Annotated in this window: 11 protein-coding genes; 4 read left to right on the top strand and 7 right to left on the bottom strand. The window is 61.7% G+C overall.

The annotated features are described in order from the left end of the window. Nucleotides 1–114: 114 nt before the first annotated feature. The gene (locus MCB86_RS12690) at nt 115–1,680 is read right to left on the bottom strand and encodes an AhpA/YtjB family protein (RefSeq protein WP_239611148.1); all 1,566 of its coding nucleotides are present in this window, start codon (nt 1,678–1,680) and stop codon (nt 115–117) included. A gap of 206 nt (nt 1,681–1,886) precedes the next feature. Here MCB86_RS12690 and serB point away from each other — a divergent pair, with 206 nt between their 5' ends. Continuing rightward, nucleotides 1,887–3,101 carry a phosphoserine phosphatase SerB gene (gene serB / locus MCB86_RS12685; RefSeq protein WP_239611147.1) on the top strand — a complete coding sequence of 405 codons (1,215 nt, stop codon included), beginning with the start codon at nt 1,887–1,889 and terminating at the stop codon, nt 3,099–3,101. A 7-nt stretch (nt 3,102–3,108) separates the two neighbouring features. Here serB and MCB86_RS12680 read toward each other — a convergent pair whose 3' ends face one another. From MCB86_RS12680 to MCB86_RS12660, 5 genes are all read right to left on the bottom strand, one after another. Then, nucleotides 3,109–5,175 carry an EAL domain-containing protein gene (locus MCB86_RS12680; RefSeq protein WP_045163842.1) on the bottom strand — a complete coding sequence of 689 codons (2,067 nt, stop codon included), beginning with the start codon at nt 5,173–5,175 and terminating at the stop codon, nt 3,109–3,111. A 61-nt stretch (nt 5,176–5,236) separates the two neighbouring features. Next, nucleotides 5,237–7,066: a molecular chaperone gene (locus MCB86_RS12675; RefSeq protein ID WP_239611146.1), complete on the bottom strand. Its 1,830-nt coding sequence runs from the start codon at nt 7,064–7,066 to the stop codon at nt 5,237–5,239. 153 nt (nt 7,067–7,219) lie between these two features. After that, complete coding sequence (asd, locus tag MCB86_RS12670) at nt 7,220–8,122, bottom strand: archaetidylserine decarboxylase (protein WP_045163840.1); 903 nt, start codon at nt 8,120–8,122, stop codon at nt 7,220–7,222. 11 nt (nt 8,123–8,133) lie between these two features. Further along, nucleotides 8,134–8,949: a rhodanese-like domain-containing protein gene (locus MCB86_RS12665; RefSeq protein WP_239611145.1), complete on the bottom strand. Its 816-nt coding sequence runs from the start codon at nt 8,947–8,949 to the stop codon at nt 8,134–8,136. Between the two features lie 45 nt (nt 8,950–8,994). Beyond that, nucleotides 8,995–10,509 (bottom strand): HDOD domain-containing protein, encoded by a 1,515-nt coding sequence (locus MCB86_RS12660; protein WP_239611144.1) that lies wholly within the window; start codon nt 10,507–10,509, stop codon nt 8,995–8,997. Between the two features lie 164 nt (nt 10,510–10,673). On the opposite strand from MCB86_RS12660, the gene motA reads away from it, so the two are divergent. After that, a complete protein-coding gene (gene motA, locus MCB86_RS12655) occupies nt 10,674–11,525 on the top strand; it encodes a flagellar motor stator protein MotA (RefSeq protein WP_045163837.1) in 852 nt (283 codons plus the stop codon). 8 nt (nt 11,526–11,533) lie between these two features. Next, nucleotides 11,534–12,535, top strand: a complete 1,002-nt coding sequence (gene motB / locus MCB86_RS12650; RefSeq protein WP_239611143.1) for a flagellar motor protein MotB — start codon at nt 11,534–11,536, stop codon at nt 12,533–12,535. A 42-nt stretch (nt 12,536–12,577) separates the two neighbouring features. Here motB and rsgA read toward each other — a convergent pair whose 3' ends face one another. Further along, nucleotides 12,578–13,609, bottom strand: a complete 1,032-nt coding sequence (gene rsgA / locus MCB86_RS12645; protein WP_239611142.1) for a small ribosomal subunit biogenesis GTPase RsgA — start codon at nt 13,607–13,609, stop codon at nt 12,578–12,580. Between the two features lie 127 nt (nt 13,610–13,736). Between rsgA and MCB86_RS12640 the strand changes: the two genes are divergently transcribed. Then, entirely contained in the window at nt 13,737–14,513 is a 777-nt protein-coding gene (locus tag MCB86_RS12640; RefSeq protein WP_045163834.1) for a hypothetical protein, read from the top strand. Nucleotides 14,514–14,568 lie beyond the last annotated feature (55 nt).

The following is a 14,568-nucleotide window of genomic DNA, read 5'->3' as shown; positions in this document are numbered from 1 at the left end:
GCCCGACTGGGAGGCGATAAGCGCTCCCCGTCGGGCCTCGTGCTGTATGGGTTTTATCGGCCTGCGTCCCGCAAGGCTCCGTCGAGCAGGCTGGGGTTCTGGTCGACGCCGGCGTCAGGTGATGCGATTGCGAAGCTCGTGCATGCGCGCGAGTTGGCGCTCGAGCAAAGACGGGTAGGGTTCGAGCAGGCGCTCGACGCAGCAGGCACCTTCCGGGCTGGCAATGGAGCGGATGCGCGCGCGCTGACGAATCAGGCTGTCCTCACCAATTCCGCGCTCGACCAATAGCAGATTGCGGCTGTGCTGGGACATCGCCAGCGCTGCCTGCGCTGGCGCGCTGAGCAGCAGGTCGCCCTGGCTGAGGTCATACAGACCTTCGCCCTGGGTCAGCCCCAGTTGCAGCTGCAGGGTGATGCCGCTGTCGGCTACCTCGATCTGCAGAGCGTGCCCGAGTGCGCGCATCAGCTCGCCGCAGCACAGGGCGTGGGTCAGGTAGTTCTGCTCGTCGTCCTGGCTGTGGAACAGCATCAGGCTGCTGCCATCGTTGAGCGTGTGCAGCTCGGCCTGATAGAGGGTGGCGGCCTGCTGTAAGCAGTCGCTGTAGCGCTGCAGCAGCTCGGTAAGGCGTGCACGTGGCAGGCGACGCAATTGTTCTTGAGCGCCGAGTTGAATCGCCAGCACTGCGCTTTTGCCGGGTTGCGCGGGCGTCGCGGGAGCGACCGCTGCCGGTACGGGGCTCCGTTGTGGCTTGGCTTCCTCGAAGGGCGGGTCCTCATCGAACGGATCCAGGTCGTCTGCCTCGATCGGCGTGTCGGCTATGCCAATCTCCGAGGGCATGCGCTCGTGTTCCTCTTCATCGTCGAGGCGATTGCCGAGATCGGGTGCTGAGCGCTCGTAGTCCGTAGCTGGCGCCGCCGCCGGGACATCGAAGTGCGCCGAGTAGATGTCCTGCATGCTCTCGTCCAGCTCGATCTCCGGCTCGGGCTCTTCGGGAACCAGACGAGCTTGCAGTTGGCGAGCCAAATCGCCGATCTCATCCTGTCGGCCGGCACCGGGCGCCGGATCGTCGGGATCGCGTAGCCACAGGCGCAACTGCATCAAGGGGAGCGAAAGCTGCCGGCCCAGGCGCATGCTGAGTGTCAGCGTGAGTGCCAGGAGGATCAGGCTGAGCAATCCCATGCTTTGCAGGCTGATGGTCATGGGTTGCTGAAACTGCCGCATGTCGAGGCTGATGCGCAGGTGTCCGGCGATCACCTCTTGGAAGCTGATCGGCGCGGAGTAGAGGCCTTCTTCGTCGCCCAGCAGGTTCCGCTGCGGGCGCGTGCCTGATTCGGCCAGCACCCGGTTGTCGACGCTGTAAATCGCGGCGTGCGCCACTAGCGGGTTCTTAACCAGATTGCTCAACAACACATTAAGGCTGAGTATGTCGTTGGCTACCAGCAGGTCGGTGGCCGAGGCGGCTGTCTGGGTGAGCAGGCTCTGGCCCAGGGCATCGGCTTGCTGTTCCATCGCATGCTTGAATTGCATGCCCATGACCCAGGCATAGATAACCAACGCCAGCGCAACCAGCAGCAGGGTGTGGCTGGCCACCCGCAAAACCAGCGGAACGCGTCGCTGGCGCAGTGCACGATAGATGAGCAGGAAGAAGTTGTCGGGCTTGACGGATGCGGGCCGGTTCACAGAGCGCGGCTCTACTCTTAAGGAAGGTGCCGCGCAGTATACGGAAAGCGCACTGGAGGCTGAAGGTCTCCCGGTCAAAGCAGACGAATTGTAGCGATATTGCAGCCCGGATCGCCGGGTTGGGGTGCGTCTGGCGCGTACCGTGACGTTCCGCGGCGGGGTGGCTGTTGTAGAATGCCCGCCTTCTTTGTCATAGGAGCTGCGCCTTGCGCGAAATCGTCCTGATTAACATCTCCGGGGAAGATCGCCCCGGCCTGACCGCAGCTATCACCGGCGTGCTCGCCCAAGGTGGCGTGAATATCCTGGATATCGGTCAGGCGGTGATCCACGACACCTTGTCGTTCGGCATCCTGGTGGAGATCCCCGATACCGAACGAGCCTCTTCGGTGCTCAAGGACGTGCTGTTCATGGGCTACAAGCACGACCAGCAGGTGCGCTTCACACCGGTCGCCGAGCAGGATTATCAGCAATGGGTCGCAGGGCAGGGCAAGCCCCGGCATATCGTCACGCTGTTGACTCGCAAGGTCACTGCCGAGCAGTTGCAGCGGGTCAGCTCGATCACCGCCAAGTATGGCCTCAACATCGATCACATCGACCGTCTCTCTGGCCGTCAGCCGCTCGACATGCCAGAAGACCTGGGCAAGGGTTGCATCGAGTTCTCGGTGCGGGGCGAGCCGGATGACACCGCGGCGTTGCGCGCCGAGTTTCTCAGTGTGGCGCAAGAACTCAATGTCGATATCGCCTTCCAGCGTGACTCGGTGTTCCGTCGCAACCGTCGACTCGCGGTGTTCGACATGGACTCGACGCTGATCGAGGCTGAAGTCATCGACGAGCTGGCCAAGGTGGCGGGAGTCGGCGATCAGGTGGCGGAAATCACCGAGCGAGCGATGCGCGGTGAATTGGATTTCCGCGCCAGCTTCAAGGAGCGCTTGGCGCTGCTCGAAGGCCTGGAGGAGCGCTCATTGGCTGAAGTCGGCGCGCGCCTGCGGCTTACCGAGGGCGCCGAACTGCTGTTCGCCGAATTGAAGCGGCTGGGCTACAAGACGGCAATCCTCTCGGGCGGCTTCACCTATTTTGCACGCCAGTTGCAGGCCAGGCTTGGCATCGATTACGTCTATGCCAACGAGCTCGAAATCGTTGACGGCAAGCTCACCGGCGTCGCCCAGGAGCCTATCGTCGATGCCCAGCGCAAGGCCGATCTGCTACGGGAACTGGCTGCGCGGGAAGGTTTACGTTTGGAACAAACGATTGCAGTCGGCGACGGCGCCAACGATCTGCCGATGCTCGGATTGGCTGGGCTGGGCGTGGCCTTCCGTGCCAAGCCACTGGTCAAGCAGTCGGCCAAACAAGCGATCTCGACCCTGGGCCTGGACGGGATTCTCTATCTACTCGGTTTCAGGGATCGGGAAGGCACGGAGTAGCGTTCGGCTATTCTTCGTCAGAGGCGAAGTTATAGTCCATCGACTGACTTGGCCCCTGCAGATATTGACCTTGGATGTAGCCGACACCGGCTTGCCACAGGGTGGCCAGGACGGTGGCGCTATCGACGAAGGGCACTATGGTCTGCTTGGCCTGTTCGTGCAGGTCTGCCAGTAGCTGCTTGAGCGCCTCCTGGTTTTCCTGACGGCTCAGATCTTGGGTATAGGAACCGTCGATTTTCACGAAGTCGACGTTGAGGTGCTTGAGCGTATTGAATGGATTCAGCACGCAGCCGAACTGGCTCAGCGCGATGCGACAGCCCAGCCCGGTCAACCCTTGGGTCAGGGCTTTCGCCTGTCGCAGGTAAGCGACGGTATCATTTTCGTCGAGCTGGAAGATCAGCGAATCAGGCGGCAGTTTGGACGCCTTGAGTGCAGCCCCGAGCCAGGTGAGCAATGACGGGTCCTGTAGGCTGGCGTCCGACAAATGAACCATCAACCGTGTGCTATGGCCTTTGTTGCGATGCTCGGCGAGCAGTTTGATGGAATTGAGCAGGACCCACCGGTCGATCTTGGTGGCGAGTCCCGCTTCTTTCGCTGCATCGAGGAATTCGCCGGGTGGGACTTCCACCCCTTGCGGATCAAGCAGGCGTAGCAGGACTTCGTAATGCTCGTGGCTGTCGCCGCGCAAGCTGATGATCGGCTGAAATAGCAGGCGAAAGCTGTTTTTCTCCAGTGCCTGTTGCAACATCGCGAGGATATTGCCTCGGCTGGCGGCCTTGGCTAGTTCGCTGGCCGGGTCGTAAATTCGAAGCCCGTTGCCATCGGCAAGCTCCTCGGCGCAGCGATGAGCGCGATCGATTACGTCTCGCGCTTTCGCGGTCCGCTCGTCGAGTGCTGCGACCCCGATGCTCAGGCTGGTCTGAACGGTGCGGCCGCCGACATCGAACAGATGGCCTTCAACTTTATGCAGCAGCTCGGTCAATGGTTGCTCGAGTTGGGCAGGCGCGGCCTCAGGCATCAACACCGCAAACGCATCGTCGCCGAAGCGTGCCAGCTCGGCCCTTTCGTGAAACTGCCCGCGTAGCAGTTGGGCCAGCTCGGCCAGCAGTCGGTCCGAATCGCCGAGGCCGATATCGGCCTGCAGGCTGGCAAAGCGATCGATCCGGACGTAAGCGAGACTTGAGCTTTGCCCCGCGTTGACGGCGCGTTCGACTGCGCCGTCGAGCAATTCGAGAAAATGGGTACGGTTGTAAAGCCCTGTCACCAGGTCCTGGCTGCTGATTTCGCGCAGCTTTTCCAGTTCCTCGTTGCCAGTCTCGGCGCGAATGACCACCTGGATACAGGGCTCGCCGTCATAGCTGGCCGGGGAAAAATGCATGCGGGCCTTGAAGTTACCGCCGTCGGCACGAATGCCGCCACAAACCAGCTCGGCGTTGCCCTGGATGCTTTGATAGTTCTTCAGAAAACCTTTGAACTCCCCCTGATCGCAGGAAGCGATCAGGTCGATCATCGGCATGCATTCCAGTTCTTCTACGTCGTCGTAGCCGAATAACTCGAGGTAGGCGCGGTTGGCGTAGATATGCATGCCGTCGTGGACGTATGCAATGGCGTCCACGGAGCTCTCTAGCAGCAGTTGGCAGCGCTTCTCGGCCTCGCGCAGCGCCAGCTCTGCAGAGCGGCGGGCGCGACGCTCGTCAAGATTCGTCAGTTCTCGATTGGAAACCAGGATCAGCCATTCGTCTTCCCCTTGCGGTAGCGCGCCTTGAGCACCGAGAGCGAGGGCTTCGGTGATCGCGTCGACATCATTACCATCGACCAGCTGGATGACCGGAATGTCTTTGGCTTGCTTGCGAATGGCGCCAATGACTTCGCTGGGATCGAGGTTAACGCTGGTCGGCGCGCTGATCAGCAAATCCCAGGTCTGCTGAAGTGCCTCGGCAAGGTCCTCGCTGGAGGTGAGACGGTGCACACGCGTCGCCTGGCCCGCGTTTCGGAACAGGCTGACCAGTCGCTCAGCTTCATTCTGCGAATCCTCGAGGATCAGCAGGCGGATGGTTTTCTTTTGCGGGGCCATGGCAGCAGCTTTGGAACGCGCCGTAGAGGAGCGTGAAGGCTAAAAAACGGTGAGCCGCAATCTACAGCGTGTTCCAGAGCGAGTCAAAATCTTCACCTCCCGGAGACGCCTGGCTTCCCCGCGCTGTGATCGACGTCTCCCGGGGAGCAGTTGCGTTGCCTACCAACTGATATTCGAACTGGTTGTAACTGCTGGAGCCGGTTTGCCGACGGCAGAGCATCGCGCGCAGCTCATTGCCATTCTGGTTGATCTGCACTTTCTGCCCTTCCTGAAACGGTAGTCGCGGAACGATCAGCGTCGCCGGGCGCGAGATTACGCTGATCTCCGGCAGCAGGAGGGCGCGCAGATACTCGCTGCCTTGTTCAGTTTTGCGTAGCAGGCGCAGACCGCAAGGGTGCGCGGAGGGGGCAATGAGTTCCACCCCCATCTGTGGACCGCTGCCGCGAACCTGACGAATCCAGCGTACCACCGCGACGCTCCAGGTTTCACTGGAGTCTTGCAGGCCTAGCAGCTCGCCCGCCTGGAGCTGTGCCGGTACTTCGCCCGGCCAGGATAGGCAAAAACCGCCGGGACTGTGATCGACCCGTTGCACCTCGAATGTTGGAAAGCAATTGTCGCTCGAAGGGCTCGAAGGGCTCGAAGGGCTCGCGGGCCCCTGCTCATTTGCTTTCTCCGTCATGACGGGGCGAACGAACTCGATATAGTCGTTCGGCAGGATCGGATCATCCTTGACCACGGCGGCATCGTACGCAACGGACCAGACGTCGGGTGCGGCATTGTTCAATTTGAACACGGCGGGAGCGGCGTCTGGCCGCTTCAGTAGCTCGCCAAACTGGCGTTGGCCTGCCAGGTAGTAATGCAGCGCACTCATGCCAATGCATATTTTCATGGTGCCCTGCGCAGGGGTGCGCTGGAAGCTGCGCTCGGAAATGTCACCCCAGGCGGCACTCACATGCTGTAGCAGATCGAGGCTCAACCCCTCGGGTATCGCGAGCGCCTTCTCTTCGGCGGATTGCGCAGGGGACTGCAAGTGCTTCTGGATAGCCTTGACCAGCCCATGCGGATCGATGCCGAGCAGGTCCGGCCGTTCCTCTGCGGTAAACATTGATCGATAGCGCGGCGGGCCATCGATGCGAGAAGACACGCCGAACAGGCTGGACGGGTTTTGCGCGGTTTGCAGGCGAACCAGTGCGCTCCAGGGCTCGAGTAGCTGAGCCAATTGGGCGATATTCTGCTGGCGCATCTGATTGCAGCGAGCGCTACCGATCATCAGTGCGACGATATAGCTCTGTTCGGCGCTCAGGCCTTTGACTCGATAGCTCAGGTCGTCACGCACCAGGGTGCGATGGACACCGTGCGTCACGGCGATGGCGTATAACCGATGAAGCTCGAGCCACAGGCCATCTGGCGTCGGCCTGTAGAGCTGGGTCGAGCGAACCAGGATGGCGCCGAGACTACGGATTGCCCGCTGCAACGAGATCGTGAGCAGCTGCAGGCGTTCGCGTCCGGTCTGCGGAGCCAGCTCGACGGCAATCAGCTTGTAGCCGATCGCAAGATGGTTATGCAGTGCCTGACACAGGCTGGCGACCTTGCGTGGGCGTTCGCTGAGCACGATCGGCTGGTTGATGAAATAGCGTTCCAGTTCGCGGCAGACGAAATGGATTTCCGGTCGCAGCAGTTCGAGCAGTTGCAGGCGGGTCTGGGCCGTGGTGCGTAGCTGGTTGAGTTCCAGTATGGCTTGGTAGAGCTGCCGTGCAGTTTCGCCGAGATTGGCCTTGGGCAGGCCGGAAAGCCAACGTTTGATGTCGCGCACGCTGGGCTCGCAGAAGGATAACTCCTGGCGATCCGGCGTCGGTACACGCAACAGCAAGGGTTGGCTCTGGTTTTCCACGCAATGATCTCCGTGACAGTCCTGACGCATCGTCTTTGATTCGGCGGTGCGTCCAGGCGTTCGCCAGCGGTGATGTCAAAATGGAATCGTTTCGAGTGACATCATAACGAACGAGAAGATGTTGGCTAGTGCTAGCCGACCATTGGCTATCGCTTAGGGCAGGGTCGTGTTCGAAGCTGGCGTGGCAGTCGGTGGCACCGGCTTGGTCTGTCCCAGTCCATCACCCATGCATACCGGCGTCAATGCCGACAGCTCTTCGGCCCAGCTGACCTGATCGGGCCCGAACAGCAGAATCACGGTAGAGCCAAGCTTGAAGCGCCCCATCTCGGCGCCTTTCTCCAGATGGATGGGGGCTCGGCTCGCCTCGTCGTAACGGACGGTCTTGAGTGCGCGCTTGGGCGGTGTGACCAATCCGGCCCACACCGTCTCGATGCTGGCGACGATCATTGCGCCAACCAGCACCATCGCCATGGGCCCACGCTCGGTATCGAACAGGCAGACCACCCGTTCGTTACGGGCAAACAACTCCGGTACGCCTTCGGCAGTCACGGTGTTAACCGAGAAGATGCGACCCGGCACGTAAACCATTTCGCGCAGGGTGCCGGCCAGCGGCATATGCACTCGGTGATAGTCCTTGGGTGACAGGTACACGGTGGCGAAATCGCCACCCATGAAGGGGGCCGCTCGTTGGTGATCGCCTCCGAGCAGCTCCGTCACGCTGTAGCTATGGCCCTTGGCTTGGAAGATCCGGCCTTGCTCGATCCGGCCGAGCTGGCTGATGGCCCCATCGCATGGGTTTAGAATCGCGCCAGGCGTCGGATCCAGAGGCCGAGCGCCGTCCTTCAGGGCGCGGGTAAAAAAGGCGTTGAAATGTTCGTAGGCGGTTGGGTCTTCGACCTGAGCTTCGCGCATGTCGACCTGGAAGTGCCGGACGAACCATTTGATGAAGGTGTTCTTCACCCATGGCAGGCGACACTCGGCGAGGCAACCGGCCAACCGTGAGATCAGGTGATGCGGGAGCAAGTACTGACTGAATACGAACAAGCGATCTTTCATGGGTGACCTTTTCATTGCTGGATCGGGGTGTCGGGCAGGTTGCCCCATTCGCCCCAGGAGCCTGGATATCCCTTGACGCGCGGATAGCCCAAAGCCTTGGCCAGCAGGTAGGTGAAGCCGGAGCGATGATGCGTCTGGCAGTGGGTGATGATTTCCTTGTCAGCGGTGATGCCGAGCGCTTCCAGCCGTTCGGCGATGTCTTCGCGGATACGCAGGGCGCGCGCCGGGTCCATCGCCGCGGTCCATTCGAAATTGATGGCGCCGGGGATATGGCCGGCGCGAGCTGCAAGTGCCTTCTCGCCGCGATATTCCTCGGGCGAGCGAGCATCCCAGATGACCAGGTCGGGAGCGCCCAGCCGGCTTTCGATGTATGGGTGGGTAGCGCTAGGCGCCTCGTCGAGCGTCAGGGCAATCGGCCCGCCTGCGTCGACGGGCTTGTCTTGCGACAGCGGCCTGTGCTCGGCCAGCCAGGCGTGCAGCCCGCCGTTCAGGTAGTGATAGCGATGATGCCCGATGACATCGAGCAACCAGATGAAGCGCCCGGCCCAGCCGCCCCCTTCGTCGTCATAGACCACATAGACCGCGTCGGGGTTATGCCCCAACGCGCCGAACAGTGCCTCTAGCTGGGGCTTGCCAGGCAGATGCCCCGGTGCGGGTGGCTGGCCGAGCTGAGTCAGCTTGGGATCGACGAATCGTGCGCCGGGCAGATGGCCTTCGGCGTAGCGAGTCGCGCTGGTCAGGTCGACGAGGATCAGCTCGGGTTCGTTAAGGCGCTCGGCCAGATCGGTTGGTTCGATTACCAGGGGGAGGGCTGAAAACGCGGACACGGCAAATCTCAGTCGGACGGAAAGGGTAAAGTCTAGCGAAAAAAATCAGCGGCCGCGTTTGCTGAACGTCGCCAGGGCGCGCTCGATGCATTGGACGGTTTTGGTGAAGGCCTGCAGCCCCATGTCGCTGAATGCGCTGTTGTCCTGATCCGCCACCAGCAGCATGAACGTTCGACCCTCATGGCCAACGGAGCGCAGCAGAACGTGCTCGCTGGGGAAAAGCGCCTTCAGCGCGCCCGGCAGTAGCGCGGAAAACTGTGCCACGTTGTCAGGTGTGAGCCGAAGCAATGCGGGCTTTTCGAGCAACCTGCGCAACACCTGGCTCTGGTCCGGATCTAGCGTCAGCCGGATGGCCTCGCTCGGCAGGCCGCTGGTCTGCTGGCTGACTAGGCGCTGCTGCTTGCGGTCGACCAGCATCAACAGCACCCGTTGCATGCCGGCGCAGGACAGCGCTTTGCAAGCGGTGGCGGTGAGTTGGACCACGTTGCCGTACGGGCTGGGTTCGCTGAGCAGTTCACGGCAATGCGCGCGCCACTGCGCCAAAGCGTCGGTATCCGGCAGCTTTGCGACTTTTTCGTGCTGGAACCTGCTCTCCCAGGGCCAGAGCAGGCCCTGAGCTGGATGCCAGAGATCGGTCTTGCCGATGGCTTGCGCACTGGCCACGGCCTGCTGGTGCGTCATTTGCTGCAACTCGGCTAGCGGGACCTGAAGATACAGCCCGGCGAGCCGCTGCCAGCGCAGGCTGTGAATACCGCTCCAGCTGTGGTGCGCCGAGAGAGCGAGACCGTTGGCGAGCAAAATGGTATTGCTCGGCAGGGTGAGCCATCGACGCAGCGGCGGATCGGCATCGAGCATCTGTTGCTGATGCAGGGGGTGCTCATTGTCATGGGCGACATGCAGCGCTTTGACCAGCATGCGGCGATGCTCGCTGAGCAGCCGATAGCCCTGGGCGACCCAGCCGGGCAGCCCCCAGTGTTCGGCAGTTGCCACGCAAAGTTCCAGTAGCGATACGCCCAGCAGCGATTGTTCGACCTGACGGGCCGGCTCACGCTTGACCAGTACCCGCTGCTCCCAGGCCTCGAGCAGTTCCGGATGGGCCGCGACCAGTGCCCAGACGGGCGCAAGGAAAAGCAGGCTGCTCCAGTGGATTTCCTGCCAGAGTCGTGCGAGGCGGGAGGCGAAGAGCCCGTTGGCTTGCTGGCTGGCATGGCTGCTGATCAGCATGATTTGCCGCAGCGGTGCGGGGATATCGCGCGGCTGGGTTGCTGGAATCCGTGCGAACAGGGCTTCGGCGCGTTTCAGGCCGATGCGGCTGAGCGCAACTTCCAGGCTTTCGGCTGGCTTGTTGGTGGTTGCCGCGTTGCGGTTGGCTTCGCGAATCACGACGAGCGCCAGGACCGGGCTCTCCTGAATCAGATCGGCGATCTGGCGCATGGACATGCTGCTGTCACGCAGCGCCCGCTGGACGCGCGCATACGGATCGGCGGCTGCAGGTAGCACGACGGCGTCCAGCGTCTTTATCCAGGCGGCAAGTGTGCAGGGGAGTGGGGTCGTAGTCATGGCGCCGTCAAACTAGCATTTCATCGGGATGGCCTTTAGTCTGGCGCAAAAGTTCCGATAACCAGAACAATTCTTTTCATACGCCCCGCCTGTAACCCCGTGAGCGCGCGATGTTGCGCGGCTCGTCCCAGGTGCCCTGAGATCAGGTTTTAGACGTACCCCCTATGGCAAAAATTATCGGCATCATCGTAGTCATCGCCAGCGTGCTCGGCGGTTTTGTGTTGTCTGGCGGCAAGCTCGGCGCGCTTATCCACCCGTTCGAGGTGATGATCATTGGTGGCGCGGCACTGGGTGGCTTTCTCCAGGCCAACCCCGGCAGCACGACGAAGATCGTGTTCAAGAAGTCCTTGCAGATGTTCAGCTCGCGGTTCACCCACAAGTACTACCTGGAAGTGCTGGGCCTGCTCTATGAAATCCTCAACAAGAGCCGTCGCGAGGGGATGATGGCTATCGAGGCGGATCTCGAAGAGCCGAGCGCCAGCCCCATCTTCAGCAAGTACCCGGCGATTCTGAAGGATGACCGGATGACCGCGTTCATTTGCGACTATCTGCGAATCATGTCGTCGGGCAACATGGCTCCGCATGAGCTGGAGGGGCTGTTCGACATGGAGCTGAACAGCATGAAGGAGGAGCTCGAACATCCTTCTCATGCGGTATCCAAGATCGCCGACGGCCTGCCTGCGATGGGTATCGTCGCGGCGGTACTGGGTATCGTCATCACCATGTCGGTGCTGGCCGAAGCGAACAATGCGGAAATCGGCGAAAAGGTTGGCACGGCGCTGGTCGGCACCTTCCTCGGTATTCTTGCGTCCTATGGATTCTTCGGGCCGCTGGCGGCCGCGCTCGAGCATGATGCCAAGGAGGAACTGAACCTCTACGAAGGCATCAAGGCTACCCTGGTTTCTTCCGCCTCCGGCATGCCGCCGACCCTGGCGGTGGAGTTCGGTCGCAAGGTGCTGTTTTCCGCGCATCGGCCTAGCTTCTCCGAGCTTGAACAAGCCATGCGTGGCAGCTAAGCGCAACCATGGACAATACCCAACCAATCATCATCAAGCGGGTCAAGAAATCCGCGGCCGGGCACCATGGCGGCGCCTGGAAGATCGCCTTCGCCGATTTCGCGACCGCCATGATGGCGTTCTTTCTGGTGATGTGGCTGATGTCTTCGGCCACGCCGGAGCAGAAACGGGCCATTTCCGGTTACTTCCAGGACCCCATCGGTTTTACCGAGAGCGCGAGTCCGCACGTCATCGATCTCGGCGGTACGCCCACGCCGTCGCCGGACCGCACGCTCAATGAGGAAGTTGATCCGGCGATCCAGCAGAGCGAATCGAAGATCGACGCCGATCAGGCGGAAACCTTCGCCGAGCAGTTGGAGCGCGAGCGCCTGGAGCTGTTGTTGCAGGAATTGCAGAACAAGGTCGACGAAAACCCGGACCTGACCCGCTTCAAGGACCAGATCCTGTTCGAGATCACTCAGGACGGATTGCGGATCCAGATCATGGATGCGGCCAATCGCCCAATGTTCGCCTTGGGCAGTGCGCAGCTGCAGCCCTATTTCGAAGATATCCTGCTGGCGATGGCCGATACCATTCGCGCGGTACCGAACAAGATCAGCGTCAGTGGTCACACCGACGCCAAGCCTTACTCGGGGCAGGGCGATTTCGGCAATTGGGAGCTGTCGGCGGGCCGCGCCAACGCGGCACGGCGCACGCTGGTCGCTGGCGGTTATCCGGAAGACCAGATCGCCCGCGTGGTGGGCTATGCGTCGTCGGCCTTGTTCGATCGGGAAAACCCGTTGAATCCGGTCAATCGGCGCATCGACATTCTGGTGCTGACCAAGAAAGCGCAGCGCAACATTGAGGGTGAACAATCGGATGCGGCAGATCAGCCGGACAGTCCGGAGCAAGCGTCCGCAACCGGAGCGCCGTTGCCTGCGCCTGAGGTATTGCCTCCGGCAGAATTGCGCAAGCGATTGAATATCTTCGAGGACGGTGTGCTGCAGTTCGACCAGCCCGACGGCAATTGACGCCGCGCCTTGGCGTTCACGGCTGGCTCAGGAAGCGAATGACTAATAGTCGGCTTCTGGCAGGCTGCTGATGATATGCCGATAGCTGGCCATGCGCTGCGGCTGTATCTGCCCTTGCTCCAGTGCTTTCAATAGCGCACAGCCCGGCTCGCGGTCGTGCTTGCAATCGCGGAAGCGACAATGTCCCAGCAACTCCTGAAACTCGATGAAGCCGGCTTCCACATCGGCGCGGCTGACGTGGCCCAGGCCGAATTCGCGAATGCCTGGTGAGTCGATCAGCTCACCACCGCCGGGAAAGTGGAAGAGGCGGGCAGTGGTAGTGGTATGGGTGCCCTTACCGGTCATTTCCGACAGTGCTCCGACGCGCGTATCGACACCCGGCAGCAGGCTGTTGACCAGCGACGATTTGCCCACTCCGGACTGGCCGACGAACACACTGACATGACCGTCGAGCCGCGCTTGCAGTGCCTCCATGCCCGCGCCGTCATGGGCGGACACTTCCATCAACGGGTAACCCAGGGTCCGATACACCGACAGCAGCGTGTTGAGTGCGCCTTGGTTCTGCGCATCGATCAGATCGGCCTTGTTCAACAGCAGCAGGGGGGTGATGCCGGCATGTTCGGCGGCGATCAGATAGCGGTCGATGAGGTTGGCGTGAGGTTCCGGCAGTGGGGCAAAGACGATGACGATCAGGTCGACGTTGGCTGCCACCGGCTTGAGCTGACCGCGCGTGTCGGGCCGGCAGAGCTCGGACTGGCGCGGCAACTGGGCGACGATCACGCCGATGCCCTGATTGCCCGGTCGCCAGACCACCCGGTCGCCGGTCACCAGGGCCGGCAGGTTGGCGCGCAGATGGCAACGAAATACCTGACCGCGGTGTTCGCCTTCCTGTGCCTCGACCTCAACCTGTACACCGAAGTGGGCGATCACCAGGCCGGTCTGCTCCGGGCCGAGGTCGCCGCCCTCGAGCTCTTCGATGGCACGTGATTCTCGGCGCGCGGCCCGTGAGGCGCGCTCTTCCTGGATCTTCTCGATACGCCAGCTTTGCCGGCGGTTGAGGTGGCGTTTGGCCATTGGTCTGCGGTGCCTGGGCTGGAAAAAAGTAGGCGAGTCTAGCATGCCGCCAGGCGTGATCACGGGCCTGTATGGGGCGCTGCCGGACGGTTAGACTTTGTGACTGGTGCTTCTGCGACGATCCTCCATGCCGGCTTTTTCTCTCGCTCGATTTCCCGCCTTGCTGGCATTGTTCAGCCAACTGTCGTCACTGATCGTCAGCTGGTTGCTGTTGCTGGCATTGGCGCGGTTGACGGGCTGGTCTATCAGCCTGCTGACCGCTGCGTGGCTGCAGGGCTCGCTCGCGGCGCTTTTCGGCCAGCTGTTCGGGTTGTCGCGCTGGTGGCTGCCGATCAACTTCGGTTTTGTACCGGGACTGGTACTGCTGCAGGACCAGTCGCTGCCGCCCTGGCTGCTCCTGGCTGGCTTCATCGTGCTGCTGTTGTTGAACTGGAATGCGTTGACCGAGCGGGTGCCGCTGTACCTGACCGGTACGGCAGCGGAGCAACAGCTGATCCAGCGGTTGGCACGGTTGCCCAGCGACTTTCGTTTCGTCGATCTGGGCAGCGGCCTCGGCGGAACCCTGCTGCGACTGGCGCATGCCTATCCATCGGCACACTTCATGGGTGTCGAGACCGCGCCGCTGACCTTTGCGCTGTGCTGGTTGCGCTGCCTGCCGCAGCGCAACTGCCGGGTGCGTTTTCGTAGCTTCTGGCGTGAATCCTTGGCCGATCATGATGTGGTCTATTGCTTCCTTTCTCCCGCCCCCATGCCAGCGTTGTGGCAGAAGGCGCGCAACGAGATGCGGCCGGGCGCGCTGCTGATCAGCAACAGCTTCGAAGTGCCGGGGGTCGAGCCGCAAGAGATCCTGCCGATCGAGGACTGGCGGCGCTCACGTCTGTTGATCTGGCGGCCAGCAGGCTGAAGCACTACCTGACGGCCCTTTCGCGAGCGGCTAAACTGCGCGCCACAGCCAAGGA

It is taken from the genome of Pseudomonas sp. KSR10 (assembly GCF_022355455.1).
Classification (GTDB): domain Bacteria; phylum Pseudomonadota; class Gammaproteobacteria; order Pseudomonadales; family Pseudomonadaceae; genus Stutzerimonas; species Stutzerimonas stutzeri_E.
This window is presented reverse-complemented; position numbering and strand designations above follow the sequence as displayed.